Raw genomic sequence first — 20,280 nt, 5'->3', positions numbered from 1 at the left:
CGATGAGCTTTTTTGATAAATTAAAAAATAAATTTACCAATCAGTCAGACGGTGTAACGTCCAAATTTAAAGACGGCCTGACTAAAACAAGAGATAATTTCACCGGCCGCATGAATGAATTATTTGCTCAATACCGCACAGTAGATGAAGACTTTTTTGAAGAACTGGAAGAGATTCTAATCGGAGCTGACGTAGGGGTAACCACTGTAATGGAGCTTGTTGAAGAGCTCGAGCATGAAGCACGTATCCAGAACATTACCGATACGAGAAAGCTGGCACCGGTTATCAGCGAAAAGCTGGCTGCAAAGCTGGAGAAACGGGAAGACGACACCCGTCTTAACGTGCAGAAAGAGGGACTTACCGTCTTTTTTTTGTAGGAGTAAACGGTGTGGGCAAAACGACCACGATTGGGAAAGTCGCCCATTCCTTTAAGAAGGAAGGGAAAAAAGTCATGCTTGCTGCAGGCGATACGTTTCGTGCCGGAGCAATTGAACAGCTTGAAGTCTGGGGAGAGCGGGTCGGCGTCGATGTCGTAAAGCAGCAGGCGGGCTCTGATCCTGCAGCGGTAATGTATGACGCGATCCAGTCTGCCCGTTCAAAGAATGCAGATATTCTTCTCTGCGACACAGCCGGACGTCTGCAGAACAAAGTAAATTTAATGAATGAGCTGGAAAAAGTTAAACGGGTAATCAGCAAAGAAATTCCGGATGCTCCGCATGAAGTACTGCTCGTGCTGGATGCTACGACCGGGCAGAACGCATTGAGCCAGACGAAAACGTTCAAGCAGGTAACCAATATCACTGGTATTGTCCTTACAAAGCTGGATGGAACGGCGAAAGGCGGTATTGTTCTCGCTATTCGAAACGAGCTTGATGTACCGGTGAAATTAATCGGTCTCGGAGAAAAAATGGAGGATCTGCAGCCGTTTGACGCCGAGCAGTTTGTATACGGGCTTTTCAAAGAACTGGTGGAGGCATAGGCTGTTAAGTTTTTAACTTGACGGAATAAATAGGATACGTTAAAATAAAATCGTCCTTTCCATCCAAAAGCTTAAAGTGATAGATATTTTGCAGAAGAAGGTGGAGACCATGTTAGAAAAAACGGTCCGAATTAATGCCCTGTTTGATTTTTACCAGCTTCTTTTAACCGACAAACAACAAAAATATGTAGAACTTTACTTTTTAGATGACTACTCACTAGGTGAAATTGCAGAATGGTTTAAAGTGAGCCGTCAGGCTGTTTTTGATAATATCAAGCGCACAGAGGCGATGCTTGAAGAATACGAACAGAAACTTGGATTATACAGTAAATATATAGCAAGGTCTGAACTGTATGAAAAGATCAAAACAGACAGCTCACGCGTCCTGCATTATGTAGAACAGCTGGAATCAATGGAAGAGGGGGGAATAAGCGAATGGCATTTGAAGGATTAGCTGAACGACTCCAGGGAACCTTTGACAAAATAAAAAGCCGCGGCGTCGTGACCGAAGCAGATGTAAAAGAAATGATGCGCGAAGTAAGGCTTGCTCTTCTTGAAGCCGATGTTAACTTTAAAGTCGTTAAAAAGTTTGTTAATGACGTGAAAGAGCGGGCAACGGGCCAGGAAGTGATGAAAAGCCTCACGCCGGGTCAGCAGGTTATTAAAGTAGTTAACGAAGAGCTGACCAACCTGATGGGGAAAGAGCAGAGTAAAATTGCGGTTTCCTCCAAGTCACCAACCGTTGTTATGATGGTCGGCCTGCAGGGTGCGGGTAAGACGACGACGACGGCAAAGCTTGCTCAGTTCCTCCGCAAAAAGAATAACCGCAATCCGCTGATGGCTGCAGCCGACATTTACCGTCCGGCTGCCATTAAGCAGCTTGAGACGCTCGGCACCCAGCTCAGCATGCCGGTGTTTTCGATGGGAGACCAGGTAAGCCCGGTTGAAATTGCCAAACGTTCTGTGGAACAGGCCAAGGAAGATCATCAGGACTATGTGCTGATTGATACAGCCGGCCGGCTGCATTTGGATGAAACGCTGATGGATGAGCTGGTAAACATCAAAGAAGCAGTAAATCCGGATGAAATTCTTCTTGTTGTCGATGCGATGACGGGCCAGGATGCAGTGAACGTTGCTGAAAGTTTCAATGAACAGCTCGGCATTACGGGCGTTGTGTTAACGAAACTGGACGGCGATACACGTGGCGGTGCAGCGATCTCGGTTAAAGCTGTTACCGATAAACCGATTAAGTTTGCCGGTACCGGGGAGAAGATTGATGCCCTTGAAGCGTTTCACCCTGAACGAATGGCATCCAGGATTTTAGGAATGGGGGACGTGCTGTCTCTTATTGAAAAAGCAGAGTTCTCGGTGGACGAAGAAAAAGCCAAAGAAATGGAACGGAAGATGCGTACCGCTGATCTCACGTTCGATGATTTTCTTGAGCAGCTCGAGCAGGTCAGAGGCATGGGGCCGCTTGATGAATTGTTAAATATGATTCCGGGCGCCGGCAAAATGAAAGGTCTTAAAAATGCACAGGTGGATGAAAGCCAGATCGGCCGAGTAGAAGCGATTGTGCGTTCTATGACCAAAAAGAAAAATCCGAGCCTTCCATCATTAACGCAAGCCGGAAACGGCGTATTGCAAAGGCAGCGGTACGACGATCCAGGACGTGAATCGTCTGCTCAAACAGTTCGAAGATATGAAGAAAATGATGAAGCAGATGAGCACGATGAACAAAGGAAAGAAAAAGGAAAAGGCAATATGTCCTTCCCTTTTATGTAGTGAAAAGGAAAACCCCTTTACAGCGTTACAATTTTTTATTATAATAAGCAAATGTGCGAAAATAATCTAGGAGGTGCCTATATATGGCAGTTAAAATCAGACTTAAAAGAATGGGTTCAAAAAAGAGACCTTTTTACCGTGTAGTAGTGGCGGATTCCCGCGCTCCGCGTGATGGACGTTTTATCGAAGAAATCGGAACGTACAATCCTTTGGAGAAGCCGGCAGCTGTAAAGCTTGACGAAGACAAAGCTCTTGCATGGATGCAGGATGGTGCAAAACCTTCTGACACTGTAAGAAACTTGTTCTCCCGTGAAGGCCTTATGCAGAAGCTTCATGAAGCAAAAAGCGAAGCAAAAAAAGCTAAATAGTTTATGAAGATAGAAAGGCGGTAACAGGATGAAAGAACTTGTGGAAACAATTGCGCGAGCTTTAGTTGACCACCCTGAACATGTAAATGTGAGCGAAGAGCAGCAGCGCCAGACCAGAGTGATTACCCTGTCTGTACACAAAGAGGATATGGGGAAAGTAATCGGAAAGCAAGGCAAAGTAGCTACCGCGATAAGGTCTGTCGTGTATGCTGCAGCGTCGCAGCAGCATCAGCATGTCCGTCTTGAAATTGCGGATTAAACGAAACGACTGAAAAAGAGCGGGGGAGACTCCGCTCTTTTTTTGTATTTACATAGAAACAATAGAGAAAAACCTATATAATTTTAATAGAAGAGGTGAGCTAATGAATATAATCAAAAAAGTAACAGTCAAACATGTTTTAACGGAATCGCTCCGGGAAAAAATGCTGGCCGATTTTGGGAAGCAGAAAAAAAAGCTCCAGACAGAAATCGAACAGCTGCGTTTTCAGCTGCAGAAATATAAAAAATCAAACGGCCAGTCCAACCAACAGGCGGTAGATCGTCTTGGCCAGGAAGCAAAAAAGCGGGAAGATAAAAACGATAAGCTGGATAAGCAGATCACAAGGCTTCAGGACCTGGGTCTTGGCACGGAAATATCTTTCGGCCAGGTGGACCAGGTGAAAGATGTTCAGGTTGGGGATGCGTGGATCGGCGGAAGCCGCGAGGAAATTATCGTAAAAGATCAGCGCGTGATAGAGATCAGGGCAGTGGAGGCAGAAGATACGAATGGAATGGTTTAATGTAGGCAGAATTGTTAATACGCACGGCGTAAGAGGCGAAGTGCGGGTGATACCAGTAACTGACTTTGAAGAAGAACGATTTCGTACCGGCAATGTCCTGTATGTCGGAGACCGTCCCCTTACTATTAAGGCGGTACGGCCCCACAAACAGTTTCAGCTGTTAACATTTGAAGAGGTCACTTCACTGGATCAGGCACAGGAAATTAAAGACACGGTGCTCCAGATTCCGGAGACAGAACGCGGCGAGCTTGAAGACGGGGAGTTTTACTACAGTGATATTATCGGATGCGAGGTATGGAGCGACGAAGGAGACTACTTAGGGAAAATCAAAGAAATTCTTTCTCCTGGTGCGAATGATGTATGGGTTTTGTCTGCCGGCCAGAATAAAAAAGACATTCTGCTTCCTTACATTGACGACGTCGTCAAAAAAATAGACATTGAATCTAAACGAATTGAAGTTCATGTGTTAGAGGGGCTGCTTTCCTGATGCGGATTGATTTTCTTACGTTATTTCCGGAAATGTTCGAAGGTGTTCTGCATTCTTCCATGCTCAAGAAAGCACAGGAAAAAAACGCCGTTCAATATGGTCTTCATAATTTCAGGGAGTACACTGAAAATAAACACAATCGCGTAGATGACTATCCATACGGCGGCGGGGCTGGAATGGTGCTTTCAGCCCAGCCTGTCTATGATGCCCTGGAAGCTGTTAAAAAGGCAGCAGGAGATACAAAGCCCAGGGTCGTTCTCTTGTGTCCACAGGGAGCCCGCTATACGCAGGGAAAAGCAAGAGAGCTTGCCGGAGAACAGCATCTGATTCTCATCTGCGGTCATTACGAAGGCTATGACGAGCGGATCCGGGAACATATGGTAACAGACGAAATATCGATCGGCGATTTTGTTCTTACCGGAGGAGAGCTCGGCGCAATGGTTATTGCAGACAGCGTCACCCGCCTTCTTCCTGAAGTACTGGGCAATGAGGAGTCCGCGAAGAAAGATTCATTTGAAGAAAACAGGCTTGAACATCCCCACTATACAAGACCTGCGGAATTCAAGGGCTGGAAGGTGCCGGATGTGCTGTTATCCGGCCATCATAAAAATATTGAAGCGTGGCGGCAGAAAGAATCGTTAAAGCGCACGCAGGAACGGCGTCCGGATTTACTGGCTGATGAAACAGGCAGCGAAAATAATAAAAAATAGCATTGAAGTCAAGCTTCCGCTGTGCTATGATGTAATTTGTGGCGAAAGCCGATTGAATACGATGTTCCGCTGCCGATGAACGGGCAAGAGCATGGGGAAAAGGAGGCGAATACAAATGCAAGAACTTATTCGCGAAATTACAAAAGACCAAATTAAAACGGATTTACCAGAATTTCGTGCGGGTGATACGGTTGTCGTACACGTGAAAGTAGTTGAGGGAACGCGTGAGCGTATCCAGCTATTTGAAGGTGTCGTTATCAAAAGACGCGGCGGCGGAATCAGCGAAACGTTTACAGTTCGTAAGATCTCTTACGGTACTGGCGTAGAGCGTACATTCCCAGTCCATTCACCACGTATTGATAAGATCGAGCGTAAACGCCGTGGTAAGGTTCGTCAAGCGAAACTATTCTACTTGCGCAAACTACGCGGAAAAGCAGCCCGTATTAAAGAAATTCGTTAATAGGATGCATGTAAAGACTGCAGCGGTATACCGCTGCAGTCTTTTTTCCAATAGGCACATATACATAGAAAACCAAACGTAAGTTAAAGAGAGTAGGAATACAGATGCACATTCAATGGTATCCCGGCCATATGGCGAAAGCAAAACGAGAAGTAACCGAGCAGTTGAAAAAAGTAGATATTATTATCGAGCTGGCTGACGCAAGAATTCCATTTTCATCAAGAAACCCTATGCTGGATTCGATCACGCAGCATAAACCACGGCTCATTATTTTAACAAAAAGCGATAAGGCAGATCCTAAGCTGACATTAAAGTGGACAGAACTGTGGAAGAACGACCACACAGAAGTGCTGTCAATGAATGCACTCGAACAGAGAGGTGTAAAAGAGCTGACCGAATGCCGCACAGCGTCTGGCAGCACCTATGTTTGAAAAGATGAGAAAAAAGGGCATCAGGCCCCGTGCGATTCGTGCCATGATTATCGGTATCCCTAATGTGGGGAAGTCGACGTTAATTAACCGGCTTGTCGGCAGAAAGACAGCAAAAACGGGTGATCGTCCCGGCGTAACGAAAGCCCAGCAGTGGCTGAAAGTAGGAAATGACCTGGAACTGCTTGATACACCCGGTATTCTCTGGCCTAAATTTGATGATCAGCGCGTAGGCTACCATTTGGCCGCGACAGGGGCTATTAAAGATGAGCTGCTCGATTTTCAGGATATTGCCCTATTTATTATTAAGGAATTAAGAATAAAGTACCCGGATGCCCTTCAGAGCCGCTACAACCTTATAGAAGAGCTCCCGGAGGAAAATACGGAGCTGTTTGAGATGATCGGCCGAAAGCGGGGCTGCCTGCTTCAGGGAGGCTTTGTGGACTATGATAAAGCGGCGGAGCTGATTATTAACGATCTGCGGAAAGACAAACTCGGAGCGATTACGATGGAGCATCCTGAAGATCTTCCCGAAGCCTAAATAAAAGTTAACATTATAAATACAAAGTCGATATAAGGAGTAGAGAATGTCAGAATCCACGATAGCGCAGATAAAAGAACTACTGGATACAAACAAAGCGACGAATGAACAGCTCCAGACCTGGAAGCACGATACCCGAGCAGGTGTACGCCGCGCATTGAACAGCTACGAAAAAAAGCAGCAGCTCATAAAAAAGGAGCTGCAAATGTATGCAGATATGAGTCAATTTGAAAAAGAATACTATCAGCAGGGCATACAGTTCGTTGCAGGCGTGGATGAAGTAGGTAGAGGGCCTTTGGCCGGACCGGTGACAGCAGCCGCGGTAATTCTTCCGGAATCGCTCATTCTTCCAGGGCTGACAGATTCTAAAAAATTGTCAGAAACGAAGCGGAACTACTATAGTGAAATAATAAAAGAAAAGGCATTGGCCTACTGTATTCGTCATGTTGGAGCTGCGGATATCGATAAATATAACATCTATCAAGCCTCTAAAATGGCAATGACCTGGGCAGTCGAAGGGTTGGAGACCAAGGCAGAAGCACTGCTGGTTGATGCGATGAAGCTCCCGGTATCCCTTCCGCAGCAGTCTTTAATTAAAGGAGATTCGAGAAGCGTATCTATTGCAGCGGCTTCTGTTATTGCTAAAGTGGAACGGGACGAAGCCATGAAGAAAATGGCTGAAGCTTATCCGGAGTATTCTTTTGAAGACCATAAGGGGTATGGGACAAAGGCTCATTTAGAAGCATTAAAAACACATGGCCTGACAAGACATCATAGGAAAAGTTTCAAACCGGTCAGCGATTTATTATAAAAAGAGGAGGGCAGGGATGGCATGGTTGTACAACACATTAAAGGAAGCGGTTTACAAAACCAGCCTGCCGCCTCAGGTCTTCCGTCTCTGCAGAAAGGAGACTTATTTCAGGCCAAAGCTGCGAAACTTCTCCCTAATCAGCAGGTAATACTTCAAATTGGAAAAAATAGTATATCGGGAAAGTTATCCGCGCCGCTGAGTGTGAATGTTCATTACTTGTTCCGGGTGGAAAAAAATCAAGAAACGCTGCACCTAAAAGTAATAGGTCCCCTGCCTGCCGAAGGCCGCGGAAAAACCCCGGAGGTGCTGACCTCGATTCTGCAGAAAGCGGGCATGACCGGTCCGAAAACAACGCAGATGCTTGTGCAGTCTTTATTACAAAAAAACATTCCTTTTTCCCAGACGTTTATCGAACAAAGCACCAGGCTTTTAAAAGAAACCGGAGGGGCTGCTTTGGAAAAAAGCGTAGAGGCATTGACCGCCATGGCAGCCCAAAAAATCATGCCGGATAGATCGCTTTTGGCTTCTGCCATAACCCCAAAAAATACAGCGTCTGTTTTCCAGGATACGCAGCAGGCGCTGCAGAACATACAAAACCAGGCCTCATCAGACAGCCGCCCTGCCGGCGCTCTTCAACAACAGCTCAGGGAAGTGGAAGCCCTTCTGCAGGTAAATAAAAGTCAGGTTCCTGTTTCTCCAGGTCTTATCGATGCCGCAAAAGCGGTCCTCGCTAAAGAATCCGGTCCAGATCTAAAAGCAGGCGCTCTTTCTCTGCTTGTGAAAGCAGGAGCGGCCTCCCCGGGACAGACCCCTGCAGGATGGACAGCCGCTTTATACCGTGCAGTGGTGCCCGAATCTTCCGCTCCTGCCCAGTCTCCTGCTGTCCAGCAGCAGTTTTTACATACATTTCTCAAATCGCTTGAATCCCTGCCTGCAGAAGTACAGTCGGCAAGGGCGGAAAGGCTTTTTTCAGCGCTTACCTCCGGTGAGGCAAGGCCGCTGACTTCCCTTATCCAGCCGGGAGGTTCTGTACTGCAGCCGATAGAACAGGAAGCAATGGCACGGCTGTTTCATGCAAAAGCAGTGGCGGATATGTTTTGGAATCCGTCGTTTGAGTCGCTTTCCAAACAATGGATGCAGCTCCAGCAGAAGCTGGGGTTATTTCATGAATCCGCACTAACCAGGACACCGGCCCAGCTGCGGGAGGGATCTGCAGAAGGTGAAGCGAAACAGTGGCTGCTGCAGGCACAGACCGAACTCAGCTCTTCGGGCAGACAGCAGCTGGACCCTCTGCTTGGACGAATTACTTCCCAGCAGCTCCAGGCTTTGGAGCAGCCCGGCATTCTTCAGCAGCTTCAGACACAGATTCCTTTATTTCTCGGAGCGTTTGCGACAGATTTAATGATCGACTGGGAAGCCAAAAAAACACCGGATGGTACGCTCGATCCCGATCACTGTCGAATGCTTCTGCACGTAACCTTGGAAAGACTTGGGGAGACCGCGGCGGATATTACGATACAAAATCGAAAGCTGCAGCTGACGATTTTCAACGGGCAGGCAAAGCCCGAAGGCCTGTTTGAAATGCTTAAACCATTTCTGGAGACGCAGCTTGGTAAAATGAACTACGAGCTGTATGCGATAAACTGGAAGCAGACAGAAGAAATAAAAAAACAAATTCAGCCTTCTGTTACGCGGCTTGATAATAAAGGAGTGGATGTTAGAGTATGAACGGCAGAAAACCGGAAACTAAAAAGATGGCAGCGGCTTTAAAGTATGATCCGGCGCTCTGGCAGTCCCCAGTTATTAAAGCAAAAGGCAGAGGACAGACAGCTGATGAAATTCTGGCACTGGCCGAAGCGAACGGAATTCCTATCCAAAAGGATCCAATGCTTGTTGAAATGCTGGCGCAGCTGGAGATCAATCAGACGATCCCGGAAGAGCTGTACGAGGTGGTTGCCGAGGTGTTTTCTTTTCTGTACCGGCTTGATCGGCAGTCCTATACAAATAATGAATAAACATTCATAAAAAGAAAATAAATAAAGTTTTGACGAATTGTTGAATTTGTTGCGTTTTTTTTATACGATAATACATGTGTGCGAGATGTTGTTTGTATAACTCAATGTTTCCGCCCATCCTTGCCCACAGGATAAATGAATGTGGTACTTCGTACAGAATCGTTAAGGAGGATGGAGAATACATGAATATTCATGAGTATCAGGGAAAAGATCTCCTCAGAAAATACGGCGTCGCTGTACCTAACGGAAAAGGCTTTCTCAGTGGAAGAAGCTGTAGAAGCTGCAAAAGAATTAGGAACAGAAGTCAGCGTAGTGAAAGCCCAGATCACGCGGGCGGCAGAGGAAAAGCGGTGGAGTAAAAGTAGCTAAAAATCTGGATGAAGTTCGTGAATATGCGAATGAAATTCTTGGCAAAACGCTTGTTACACATCAAACGGGACCAGAAGGCAAAGAAGTAAAGCGCTTACTTATTGAAGAAGGCTGCGATATTAAAAAAGAATATTATGTAGGCCTTGTCCTTGACCGCGAAACATCTAAAGTCGTTATGATGGCTTCAGAAGAAGGCGGCACGGAAATTGAAGAAGTGGCGGAAAAAACGCCCGAGAAAATTTCAGGGAATATATTGATCCTGCTGTCGGCATGCAGGCTTTTCAGGCACGCCGTTTAGCTTTTAATATTAACATTCCTAAAGAGCAGCTTGGACAGGCAGTTAATTTATGCTTGGTCTTACCAGGTATTTGTTGAAAAAGACTGCTCGATTGCTGAAATAACCCTCGTTACAACAGGAGACGGAACGTTATGGCACTTGACCAAATGAACTTTGATTCCAACGCATTATACCGTCAAAGGATATTGTGGAATACAGAGACCTTGATGAAGAGGATCTAAAGAAATTGAAGCATCCAAGCACGATTTAAGCTATTGCGCTTGATGGAAATATCGGTTGCATGGTAAATGGTGCCGGCCTTGCTATGGCTACAATGGATATATCAAGCACTATCACGGCGATCCCGCCAACTTCCTTGACGTTGGGGGCGGTGCAACTGCTGAAAAAGTAACGGAAGCCTTTAAAATCATCTTTCCGATGAGCAGGTAAAAGGTATTATGTAAACATTTTCGGCGGCATCATGAATGTGACATATTGCTGATGGTGTTGTGGAAGCAACTAACAATTGGACTTGAAATTCCGCTCGTTGTCCGCCTGAAGGTACAAACGTGGAACGTGGAAAAGAAATTCTTAAAGAATCAGGTCTTAACATTACCGCGGCTGATTCATGGCTGATGGCGCACAAAAAATTGTATCTCTAGTAAAATAGAAAGGCGGGTCAATAATCATGAGTATTTTTATCAATAAAGATACAAAGGTAATTGTTCAGGGTATTACAGGCGCAACCGGCTTGTTTCATACCAAACAGGCTGTTGAATATGGCACGCAGATCGTAGGCGGAGTAACCCCTAAAAAAGGCGGTACGGAAGTAGAAGGCATCCCTGTTTTTGATACAGTGACAGATGCAGTCAATGCTACCGGCGCTACTGCCTCGGTTATTTATGTGCCGCCGGGTTTTGCAGCGGACGCTATTATGGAAGCGGTCGATGCTGAGCTTGATCTGGCAATCTGCATCACAGAAGGTATTCCTGTATTGGATATGACAAAAGTGAAACGCTATATGGAAGGCAAAAAAACCCGTCTCGTCGGGCCGAACTGCCCGGGTGTTATTACGCCTGAAGAATGTAAGATTGGTATTATGCCGGGATACATTCACAAAAAAGGCCATGTAGGTGTTGTTTCCAGATCAGGGACCCTCACGTATGAAGCGGTTCATCAGCTTTCTACAGCAGGTGTTGGACAGTCTACAGCTGTTGGAATCGGCGGAGACCCTGTGAACGGCACGGACTTCATTGATGTGCTTAACGCCTTTAACGAAGATGATGATACAGAAGCTGTAATCATGATTGGTGAGATCGGCGGTACAGCAGAAGAAGAAGCGGCCGAGTGGATCAAAGCAAACATGAAAAAGCCGGTTGTTGGCTTTATTGGCGGCGCAACAGCCCCTCCAGGTAAAAGAATGGGTCACGCAGGCGCCATTATTTCCGGAGGAAAAGGAACAGCTGCAGAAAAAATTAAAACGCTTGAAGCGTGTGGTGTTCATGTAGCGGCAACGCCATCAGATATGGGCGATACGCTTTTAAAAGCACTTAAAAAAACAATTTGTACGATAAGTGTCTGACTCATGAACCTACAGCAAAATAAATAATAAAAAGCGGCGCTGTTTCGACAGCGCCGCCTTATTTCATTATTAACCCCCGCACGTCCATCCCCTGATAAGAAAGGAACACACTATGACACACACTCCCTCCGAACGACTGCTTCATTTACACGCGGCTCCATTTATCACATGGCACAGGCTGCGTACTTTGTATTACATAGATTCATCTTTTTCTTCCGTCTATACGTTCAGTCCCGACCAACTGCAGGAAGCACTTAAGCTTTCCTTTAGTCAGGCCTTGGGTCTTTATAAGTACATTCAACATACAGCGCCGCATGAAACGGCAGCCTACTACACTTCTCGTACTATTCAAACAGTAACCTGTCTTGATCAAGCCTATCCGGAGCGCCTGTTATCAGCATATGATCCTCCCTGGGTGCTGTATTTTTTAGGAGACAAAGAGCTGTTCTATTCATCGAAAATGCTGGCGATCGTCGGATCACGCACCCCAACCGCCTATGGAAAAGAAGTCATCGCACAGTTTATGCCAAAGTTGAGCAAAGACAATATCACGATTATCAGCGGACTCGCAGCAGGAGTAGACGGTGCCGCCCATAAAGAGTGCATAGCAAACGGAGGCTGGACGATAGCCGTTCTCGTTCCGGATTTGAGCATATTTATCCAAAGCAGCACGTGGAACTTGCCAGACAGATAAAAAGCGGCCATTTACTTGTCAGTGAATACCCTCCGGCTGTTCCTCCGCAAAAATGGCAGTTCCCGATGAGAAATCGCATTATCAGCGCGTTATCAGATGCGGTGTTTGTCGTTGAGGCTAAACAAAGGAGCGGTTCATTGATCACCGCCTACCAGGGACTGGAACAGGGAAAGGATATCAAGGCGCTTCCAGGTTCGATTTTGTCAAAAGAAAGTGCAGGAACGAATCAGCTGATTGCAGATGGAGCAGAGCCGGTTTTGAAATATGAAGATTTAATGGCGTCCGGCTGGAAGTAATCCCGCCGGTTGAAAGTAAATAGCTAGACAGCTTTTAATAACTGTGCAAAAATGATGATACTTTGTAAACCTCCATTGTATAAATAGAAGAAACACGATTTTTAAAAAAGATGTTTGACAAAGATATCGAAAGTGTTTGATAATGGTGAAGATTTTAAAAGGGAAAAGGGGGAGGAAACTCCAACTATGGCAGATTATCTAGTAATCGTTGAATCTCCCGCTAAAGCGAAAACAATCGGGAAATATCTTGGCAAAAAGTATACAGTGAAAGCTTCCATGGGACACATTCGTGACCTGCCGAAAAGTCAAATGGGAGTAGATACAGAAAACCGCTATGAGCCCAAGTATATAACGATACGCGGGAAAGGGCCTGTGTTAAAAGAATTAAAAACAGCCGCAAAAAAAGTGAAGAAAGTGTATCTCGCAGCTGACCCCGATAGAGAAGGGGAAGCTATCGCGTGGCATCTAGCCCACAGCTTGAACATTGATGAAAAGTCACCTTGCCGGGTTGTTTTTAACGAAATAACAAAAACGGCCATTAAAGACGCATTTAAAGATCCAAAACCAATTAATATGGATTTAGTGGATGCACAGCAGGCAAGGCGATTCTTGATCGCCTGGTCGGGTACAACATCAGTCCTCTTTTATGGAAAAAAGTAAAAAAAGGACTTAGTGCCGGCCGCGTTCAGTCTATTGCCGTTAAAATGATTATTGACAGAGAAAAAGAAATTCAAGCGTTCATTCCGGAAGAATACTGGAGTATTGAAGGAACATTCAGCACGGGAGAAGAATCCTTTGATGCCAAGTTTCATCAGCTGGATGGTAAAAAGCAAGCCTTCAAACGCAGGAAGACGTTAACGAAGTTACCGGCCGGATGAAAGGCGACAATTTCACTATCCAAACAGTAACCAAAAAGGAAAGAAAACGAAATCCCGTTCAGCCTTTTACCACTTCTTCCCTGCAGCAGGAAGCCGCAAGAAAGCTTAACTTCCGTGCAAAGAAGACCATGATGATTGCCCAGCAGCTCTATGAGGGAATCGATCTGGGGAAAAAAGAAGGAACGGTCGGTTTAATTACCTATATGAGAACGGATTCAACAAGAGTATCCGAGACTGCAAAAACGGAAGTGAAGTCGTTTATTGAAGAAAAATACGGCGAAGAATACACCCGTAAAGATAAACAGCAGCCGGCTAAAAAGAAAAACAATACGCAGGATGCCCATGAGGCTGTTCGACCGACTTCTGTTATGTATGAGCCTAAAAATGTAAAAGCAAGCCTATCGAGAGACCAGTACCGCCTGTACAAACTAATCTGGGAGCGCCTTGTAGCCAGTGAGATGGCACCCGCTGTTATGGATACGATGAGCGTCGATCTGGAAAACAACGGTGTGATGTTTAGAGCGACTGGTTCGAAGATTAAGTTTGCCGGCTTTATGAAGGTATATGTTGAAGGCAGAGACGATGGCAAAAAAGAAGAAGACCGGCTGCTTCCGGACTTAAAAGAAGGTCAGGAAGTACAAAAAGTCGAAATAGAAGAAAATCAGCACTTTACACAGCCGCCTCCACGTTATACAGAGGCAAGACTTGTAAAAACAATGGAGGAATTGGGGATAGGGCGTCCGTCCACCTATGCACCAACATTGGATACTATCCAGCGAAGAAACTACGTTTCTCTGCAGGATAAGCGTTTTGTTCCTACAGAGCTTGGAGAAATTGTCCTGGAGCTCGTTGTGGAATTTTTCCCTGAAATTCTGGATGTTGCCTTTACTGCGAAAATGGAAAGTGACCTCGACTTTGTTGAAGAGGGCAGTGAGAACTGGATTGAAATTATCGATGCCTTCTACCAGGGATTCGATAAGCGCTTAAAGGTAGCAGAGGAAGAAATGCGTGAAGTGGAAATTAAAGACGAACCGGCAGGAGAAGACTGCGAGCTCTGCGGAAACGCGATGGTTTACAAAATGGGCCGCTATGGAAAATTTATGGCCTGTTCCAATTTTCCGGACTGCCGTAATACAAAAGCGATCGTTAAAGATATCGGTGTGAAGTGTCCAACCTGTAAAACGGGAAATGTGGTTGAAAGAAAAAGTAAAAAACAGCGCACATTTTATGGATGCGACCGCTATCCGGAATGCGAATTTGTATCGTGGGACAAGCCGATCTCCAGAGAATGTCCGAAAGGCGATCACCTGCTTGTTGAAAAGAAAACGAAAAAAGGAGTACATGTTGAATGTACTGTATGTGATTATAAAGAAGAGCCAAACTAAACTTTAACTGCACGACCACACAAGAGCAGACACCCCTTTGAAAAAAGGGGTTTTGCTATGCAGTATGTACAATGGAAGAAACACGGCAATAATAAAAAATGAAACGAAGAAAGGAATGGGGCGTATGAATAAAGAGCACGCCGTTACGGTAATAGGAGCAGGTCTGGCTGGAAGTGAAGCAGCCTGGCAGCTGGCCAACAGAGGCATAAACGTAACATTATATGAAATGAGACCGGTTAAGCAGACGCCGGCACACCACACGGATAAGTTTGCTGAGCTGGTCTGCAGCAATTCGCTTCGCGGAAACAGTCTTGCTAACGCTGTAGGAGTATTAAAAGAAGAAATGCGACAGCTTGATTCGGTCATTATAAAAGCAGCCGATCACTGCGCCGTGCCGGCAGGAGGTGCTCTTGCAGTGGACCGGCATGAGTTTGCCGCGAAAGTAACCGAACTTGTCAAAGAGCACGAGCTTGTAGAAGTCCGCCATGAAGAAATTACGGAGATTCCTGAAGGACCGGTCATTATTGCTACAGGGCCGCTTACTACCGAGAAGCTTTCTAAGCAGATTCAGGAATTAAGCGGACAGGAGCATTTGTATTTTTATGATGCAGCGGCTCCTATTATTGAAACAGATAGTATCGATATGAATAAAGCGTATTTGAAATCCCGTTATGATAAAGGAGAAGCGGCCTACATTAACTGTCCCATGACAGAAGAAGAATTTGACCGGTTTCACCAGGCGCTTACGGAAGCAGAAACAGTTCCTTTAAAAGAGTTTGAAAAAGAAATTTTCTTTGAAGGATGTATGCCGGTGGAAGTAATGGCAAACCGCGGTAAAAAAACGCTTTTGTTTGGACCGATGAAGCCAGTAGGGCTTGAGCATCCTGAGACAGGGAAACGGCCGTATGCGGTAGTTCAGCTGCGTCAGGACAATCAGTCGGGAACACTTTATAATATAGTAGGCTTTCAAACTCATTTAAAATGGGGTCCGCAAAAAGAGGTACTGCGCCTGATTCCAGGTTTGGAAAACGCTGAAGTGGTTCGCTATGGCGTAATGCACCGGAATACATTTATCAACTCACCTAATTTGATGGAGCCTACGTATCAGACTAAAGCGAGAAAAGACTTGTTTTTTGCCGGCCAGATTACAGGTGTAGAAGGATATGTGGAATCTGCAGCGGCAGGTTTGATAGCCGGCAGAAATGCAGCGCATCTAGTTAAAGGCGAAGAGCCGGACATTCTTCCTCATGAAACGGTCATTGGAGCACTGGCTCATTATATTACGACCGCAGACCCGAAAAACTTCCAGCCGATGAATGCTAACTTTGGCCTGTTGTCCCCACTGGAGCCAAGGATCCGTAAAAAACAAGAACGCAATGAAAAGCTGGCTGAACGGGCACTGGAATCCATTCAGAATTTTATGAAAAAATAATATATTGGGTTGCGGGTACATTCTCTCCTGTGATAAGATTTAATAGCTTTTGTCAATGAGGTGACGTGAATGCAGGACTCGGCAGCACACCAGGATGTCCAATCTTTTATTCGATATTTGCAGATAGAAAAAAATGCTTCTTCTTTAACGATCAAAGCGTATAAAGAAGATATTGCGGCTTTTTTTGCATTTCTACAGCAGGAAGGCTGTGATTATGGCGATCAGATAGATACCGCTGTGGTCAGGCAGTACTATACGCATTTGTTTTCCAAAAATTATGAAAGAGCTACGCTCGCCCGTAAAATTTCTGCGCTTCGGACGTTTTACAAATATTTAAAGCGTGAAGAAAAAGTAGCGGTCAATCCTTTTCAGGCAGCGGTGCTTCCTAAGAAACAGCAGAAGCTGCCGCGGTTCCTGTATACAAAAGAGCTGGAAAAGCTGTTTCAGTCTTTTGATACATCCAAACCCGCCGGTCAAAGAGATCTTGCCTTATTTGAACTGCTCTACTCGACCGGCATGCGTATCAGCGAATGCACGTCGCTTACGGAAGCGGATGTGGATAACGCGACGCAGATGGTGCTGGTAGAAGGAAAGGGGCAGAAGCAGCGGTATATTCCCGTTGGCTCTTTTGCTCTGGAAGCAGTGCTTATGTATCGGGAGCAGGGCAGAAAGCAGCTCGCTTCTAAAAACGGCGGGAAAGATCCGGCACTGTTTTTAAATAACAGAGGAAAAGCTTTGACGGACAGAGGCTGCCGCTACATTGTGGAAAAAAGAGTAAAAGACGTATCTAATACCCTGAAACTTTCCCCCCATGATTTAAGGCATACGTTTGCCACCCATATGCTTGATAATGGAGCAGATTTGAGAAGTGTTCAGGATCTGCTTGGTCATGAACATTTATCAACAACGCAGATATACACACATGTAACGAAAGATCGTTTGAAGCAGGTATATGACAAAGCTCATCCAAGAGCGGAGAAAAGAGAGGACTGACATATGGATCAATCTTTTCATGCGACGACTATTTTTGCAGTCCGGCACAACGGCCGCAGTGCCATGGCCGGCGACGGCCAGGTAACATTCGGCCAGTCGGTAGTGATGAAGCATACGGCAAAGAAAGTGAGAAAAATTTATAACGGTCAGGTACTGGCAGGATTTGCCGGTTCAGTCGCAGACGCATTTACTTTGTTTGATATGTTTGAAGGCAAGCTCGAACAGTGGAAGGGAAACCTGCAGCGCGCTGCGGTAGAGGTTGCCAAAGAATGGCGCAGTGATAAAGCGCTTAGAAGACTCGAAGCTATGTTAATTGTTATGGATAAAGACACCCTGCTTCTTGTTGCCGGTACCGGGGAAGTCATCGAACCGGATGACGACATGATCGCCATTGGTTCGGGCGGAAATTATGCCTTGGCCGCCGGGCGCGCTTTAAAGAAGTATGCTTCCAACATGGAAGCAAAAGCTATTGCAGAAGCGGCGCTCCGCACAGCTGGAGAAATCTGCGTATTTACAAATGACCAGCTGACAATGGAAGAAATTAACGAAGCTTCTGAATAAGAACGAGATCAGGCTGAAGGGAGAAAAGAGCATGAGCATATCGCTTACCCCCAAAGAAATAGTCGAAAAACTGGATCAATATATAGTAGGACAGCACTCAGCTAAACGCTCTGTTGCAGTAGCCCTGCGTAATCGTTACCGAAGAAGCAGGCTGACTGAATCAGTCCAGGAAGAAATCACTCCCAAAAATATTTTAATGATTGGACCTACGGGCGTAGGTAAAACGGAAATTGCCCGCAGGCTTGCTAAACTGGCAGGTGCGCCATTTGCGAAAGTGGAGGCAACAAAATTCACAGAAGTCGGCTATGTCGGACGGGACGTAGAATCGATGGTCCGTGACCTGGTGGAAACATCGGTCCGGCTTGTGAAAGAAGAAAAGGTAGCGAGTGTACAGGGTGAGGCAGAGCGCGAGGCTGATAAGAGACTCGTTAAACTGCTTGTACCGGAGAAAAAGAATAAACAATCCTCTGTAAAAAACCCATTCGAAATGTTTTTTCAACAGCAGAATGAAGAAGAGGAAGAGCCGGAGCAGGAAGACCAGACGATCGCCCAGCAGAGACGGCAGACCGAGCATAAACTCCGGATGGGCGAGCTCGAAGACCACATCGTGCAAGTGGACGTAGAGCAGCAGTCCTCTTCCATGGCAGACATGTTTCAAGGTGCCGGCATGGATCAAATGGGTATGAACATGCAGGAAATGATGAGCAGCATGCTCCCTAAGAAAAAAACAACACGGAAGCTTACCGTCAGAGAAGCGAGAAAAGTAATAACAGAACAAGAAGCCCAAAAGCTTGTAGATATGGATGAAATAGGTCAAGATGCTATATTTAAAGCAGAACAGCTCGGCATTATCTTTATAGATGAAATGGATAAAGTGGCAGGAAAACAGCAGAACAGCAGCGCAGATGTGTCGCGCGAAGGCGTTCAGCGTGACATTCTTCCCATTGTGGAAGGATCAACCGTGACGACGAAATACGGTCCTGTAAAGACAGATCACATTTTATTTATTGCAGCCGGGGCTTTTCATATGTCAAAGCCTTCCGATCTAATTCCGGAGCTGCAGGGGCGCTTTCCTATCCGTGTCGAACTGGATAGTTTAAATATAGAGGACTTTGTTAAAATTTTAAAAGAACCCGATCATGCGCTGTTAAAACAGTACCAGGCACTATTAGCAACAGAAGATATCAAAGTGGAGTTCAGTGATGCAGCCATTAGAAAGATCGCAGAGCTTGCTCTGGAAGTAAATCAACAGACAGAGGATATTGGAGCAAGAAGACTTCATACGCTTCTGGAGCGGCTCCTGGAGGACCTTTCCTTTGAAGCCTCAAGTATTACAATGGATAAAATAACAATAACCCCGGAATATGTAGAAGAAAATTAGACTCTATAGCTAAAAACAGAGATATGAGCCGATATATTTTATAGGGGACAAGGAGGATTCATTAATGGATTTATTAACGAAAAGCAGGAAAATTAACGAAATGCTTCAAAAAACAACAGGGATCATGTGAATTTCAAGGATATGGCAGAAACCCTTCAGGATGTTATTGGAGCCAACGTATTTGTAGTGAGCCGCCGCGGTAAGCTTCTCGGGTTCTCTATCAAACAGGAAATTGAAAATGAAAGAATGAAAAAAATGCTTGAAGAGAGACAATTCCCGGAAGAATACACAACCGGTCTTTTCAAATTGGAAGAAACATCTCCAAACCTTGATGTCGACAGTGAGTACACGGCTTTCCCGGTTGAAAATAAGGAACTGTTTAAATCAGGACTTACTACTGTTGTACCAATCAGCGGCGGCGGCCAGCGTCTTGGCACGCTCGTACTGGCTAGATTAAATGAATCATTTAATGATGATGACCTGATTCTGGCTGAATACGGCGCTACCGTTGTAGGGATGGAAATACTGCATGAGAAAACACAGGAAATAGAAGAAGAGGCAAGAAGCAAAGCTGTTGTTCAAATGGCTATCAGCTCCTTATCATACAGTGAACTAGAAGCCGTTGAGCATATTTTCGAAGAATTGGATGGCAAAGAGGGACTTCTGGTTGCAAGTAAAATTGCAGATCGTGTAGGAATTACAAGATCTGTTATCGTCAACGCACTTAGAAAGCTGGAAAGTGCAGGAGTTATTGAATCAAGATCGCTTGGTATGAAAGGCACCTATATCAAAGTGCTTAACGATAAATTCCTAATCGAATTAGATAAAATTAAATCAAGTAATTAATTATTTCCAACCCTGCCTGAATACGGCAGGGCTTTTTTTATGTTTAAGGAACAATCTATTTCAAAAAACATAGTACTAAAGGATGGTGAATAGGACTATATATTTAAACTGGGTATTTATTCTCGACTTTATAAATAACTAAAACTCTGTTAGACAAACGTCCTATTTTTTTATACAATTTGAATAGTTATCCTAGTTAAATGTAATTATTTGGAATAAATACTGT

Annotated in this window: 13 protein-coding genes and 9 pseudogenes; all 22 read left to right on the top strand. The window is 45.3% G+C overall.

All coding sequences use genetic code 11. The features are described from left to right. The first annotated feature begins 2 nt into the window (after positions 1-2). The 22 genes and pseudogenes from ftsY to codY all read left to right on the top strand — a co-directional run bounded on the left by ftsY (position 3) and on the right by codY (position 20,054). Positions 3-979, top strand: a pseudogene (gene ftsY, locus MMY81_RS17295) (signal recognition particle-docking protein FtsY). 109 nt (positions 980-1,088) lie between these two features. Continuing rightward, the gene (locus MMY81_RS17290) at positions 1,089-1,433 is read left to right on the top strand and encodes a putative DNA-binding protein (protein ID WP_252313828.1); all 345 of its coding nucleotides are present in this window, start codon (positions 1,089-1,091) and stop codon (positions 1,431-1,433) included. Then, positions 1,415-2,831, top strand: a pseudogene (gene ffh, locus MMY81_RS17285) (signal recognition particle protein). Before MMY81_RS17290 ends, ffh begins: the two are co-directional and overlap by 19 nt. Before the next feature lie 13 nt (positions 2,832-2,844). Further along, a complete protein-coding gene (gene rpsP / locus MMY81_RS17280; RefSeq protein ID WP_120192278.1) occupies positions 2,845-3,129 on the top strand; it encodes a 30S ribosomal protein S16 in 285 nt (94 codons plus the stop codon). Positions 3,130-3,157: 28 nt separating this feature from the next. Then, positions 3,158-3,388 carry a KH domain-containing protein gene (locus MMY81_RS17275; RefSeq protein WP_252313827.1) on the top strand — a complete coding sequence of 77 codons (231 nt, stop codon included), beginning with the start codon at positions 3,158-3,160 and terminating at the stop codon, positions 3,386-3,388. Between the two features lie 103 nt (positions 3,389-3,491). Further along, positions 3,492-3,908 (top strand): YlqD family protein, encoded by a 417-nt coding sequence (locus MMY81_RS17270; protein WP_252313826.1) that lies wholly within the window; start codon positions 3,492-3,494, stop codon positions 3,906-3,908. Next, positions 3,895-4,395 (top strand): ribosome maturation factor RimM, encoded by a 501-nt coding sequence (gene rimM / locus MMY81_RS17265; protein ID WP_252313825.1) that lies wholly within the window; start codon positions 3,895-3,897, stop codon positions 4,393-4,395. Before MMY81_RS17270 ends, rimM begins: the two co-directional genes overlap by 14 nt. Then, on the top strand, positions 4,395-5,105 hold the full coding sequence (gene trmD, locus MMY81_RS17260; RefSeq protein WP_252313824.1) for a tRNA (guanosine(37)-N1)-methyltransferase TrmD: 711 nt from the start codon (positions 4,395-4,397) through the stop codon (positions 5,103-5,105). The genes rimM and trmD overlap by 1 nt, the downstream gene beginning before the upstream one ends. A 115-nt stretch (positions 5,106-5,220) precedes the next feature. Next, positions 5,221-5,565: a 50S ribosomal protein L19 gene (gene rplS, locus MMY81_RS17255; protein ID WP_120192273.1), complete on the top strand. Its 345-nt coding sequence runs from the start codon at positions 5,221-5,223 to the stop codon at positions 5,563-5,565. A gap of 104 nt (positions 5,566-5,669) precedes the next feature. Then, positions 5,670-6,534 (top strand): annotated as a pseudogene (ylqF, locus tag MMY81_RS17250) (ribosome biogenesis GTPase YlqF). Between the two features lie 46 nt (positions 6,535-6,580). Further along, positions 6,581-7,345, top strand: a complete 765-nt coding sequence (locus tag MMY81_RS17245) for a ribonuclease HII (protein ID WP_252313823.1) — start codon at positions 6,581-6,583, stop codon at positions 7,343-7,345. A 21-nt stretch (positions 7,346-7,366) separates the two neighbouring features. Beyond that, positions 7,367-9,073, top strand: a complete 1,707-nt coding sequence (locus MMY81_RS17240) for a hypothetical protein (protein ID WP_252313822.1) — start codon at positions 7,367-7,369, stop codon at positions 9,071-9,073. After that, positions 9,070-9,360, top strand: a complete 291-nt coding sequence (locus MMY81_RS17235) for an EscU/YscU/HrcU family type III secretion system export apparatus switch protein (protein ID WP_252313821.1) — start codon at positions 9,070-9,072, stop codon at positions 9,358-9,360. Before MMY81_RS17240 ends, MMY81_RS17235 begins: the two co-directional genes overlap by 4 nt. A 182-nt stretch (positions 9,361-9,542) precedes the next feature. After that, positions 9,543-10,676: pseudogene (sucC, locus tag MMY81_RS17230) on the top strand (ADP-forming succinate--CoA ligase subunit beta). 18 nt (positions 10,677-10,694) lie between these two features. After that, positions 10,695-11,611: pseudogene (gene sucD, locus MMY81_RS17225) on the top strand (succinate--CoA ligase subunit alpha). Between the two features lie 89 nt (positions 11,612-11,700). After that, positions 11,701-12,578: pseudogene (gene dprA, locus MMY81_RS17220) on the top strand (DNA-processing protein DprA). A gap of 186 nt (positions 12,579-12,764) precedes the next feature. Further along, a pseudogene (gene topA, locus MMY81_RS17210) lies at positions 12,765-14,841 on the top strand (type I DNA topoisomerase). A gap of 124 nt (positions 14,842-14,965) precedes the next feature. Continuing rightward, the gene (gene trmFO, locus MMY81_RS17205; protein ID WP_252313818.1) at positions 14,966-16,273 is read left to right on the top strand and encodes an FADH(2)-oxidizing methylenetetrahydrofolate--tRNA-(uracil(54)-C(5))-methyltransferase TrmFO; all 1,308 of its coding nucleotides are present in this window, start codon (positions 14,966-14,968) and stop codon (positions 16,271-16,273) included. Positions 16,274-16,342: 69 nt separating this feature from the next. Further along, on the top strand, positions 16,343-17,266 hold the full coding sequence (xerC, locus tag MMY81_RS17200; protein WP_252313817.1) for a tyrosine recombinase XerC: 924 nt from the start codon (positions 16,343-16,345) through the stop codon (positions 17,264-17,266). Between the two features lie 3 nt (positions 17,267-17,269). Then, on the top strand, positions 17,270-17,827 hold the full coding sequence (hslV, locus tag MMY81_RS17195; protein ID WP_252313816.1) for an ATP-dependent protease subunit HslV: 558 nt from the start codon (positions 17,270-17,272) through the stop codon (positions 17,825-17,827). Between the two features lie 31 nt (positions 17,828-17,858). Further along, a pseudogene (hslU, locus tag MMY81_RS17190) lies at positions 17,859-19,252 on the top strand (HslU--HslV peptidase ATPase subunit). A 20-nt stretch (positions 19,253-19,272) separates the two neighbouring features. Then, positions 19,273-20,054 (top strand): annotated as a pseudogene (codY, locus tag MMY81_RS17185) (GTP-sensing pleiotropic transcriptional regulator CodY). The last annotated feature ends 226 nt before the right edge of the window (positions 20,055-20,280 follow it).

The sequence above is a fragment of the Sinobaca sp. H24 genome (genome assembly GCF_023845525.1).
This window is presented reverse-complemented; position numbering and strand designations above follow the sequence as displayed.

Coding starts and splice junctions, on each gene's coding strand:
- MMY81_RS17290 (WP_252313828.1), top strand. CDS start 1,089: ATGTTAGAAAAAACGGTCCGAATTAATGCCCTGTTTGATTTTTACCAG.
- rpsP (WP_120192278.1), top strand. CDS start 2,845: ATGGCAGTTAAAATCAGACTTAAAAGAATGGGTTCAAAAAAGAGACCT.
- MMY81_RS17275 (WP_252313827.1), top strand. CDS start 3,158: ATGAAAGAACTTGTGGAAACAATTGCGCGAGCTTTAGTTGACCACCCT.
- MMY81_RS17270 (WP_252313826.1), top strand. CDS start 3,492: ATGAATATAATCAAAAAAGTAACAGTCAAACATGTTTTAACGGAATCG.
- rimM (WP_252313825.1), top strand. CDS start 3,895: ATGGAATGGTTTAATGTAGGCAGAATTGTTAATACGCACGGCGTAAGA.
- trmD (WP_252313824.1), top strand. CDS start 4,395: ATGCGGATTGATTTTCTTACGTTATTTCCGGAAATGTTCGAAGGTGTT.
- rplS (WP_120192273.1), top strand. CDS start 5,221: ATGCAAGAACTTATTCGCGAAATTACAAAAGACCAAATTAAAACGGAT.
- MMY81_RS17245 (WP_252313823.1), top strand. CDS start 6,581: ATGTCAGAATCCACGATAGCGCAGATAAAAGAACTACTGGATACAAAC.
- MMY81_RS17240 (WP_252313822.1), top strand. CDS start 7,367: ATGGTTGTACAACACATTAAAGGAAGCGGTTTACAAAACCAGCCTGCC.
- MMY81_RS17235 (WP_252313821.1), top strand. CDS start 9,070: ATGAACGGCAGAAAACCGGAAACTAAAAAGATGGCAGCGGCTTTAAAG.
- trmFO (WP_252313818.1), top strand. CDS start 14,966: ATGAATAAAGAGCACGCCGTTACGGTAATAGGAGCAGGTCTGGCTGGA.
- xerC (WP_252313817.1), top strand. CDS start 16,343: ATGCAGGACTCGGCAGCACACCAGGATGTCCAATCTTTTATTCGATAT.
- hslV (WP_252313816.1), top strand. CDS start 17,270: ATGGATCAATCTTTTCATGCGACGACTATTTTTGCAGTCCGGCACAAC.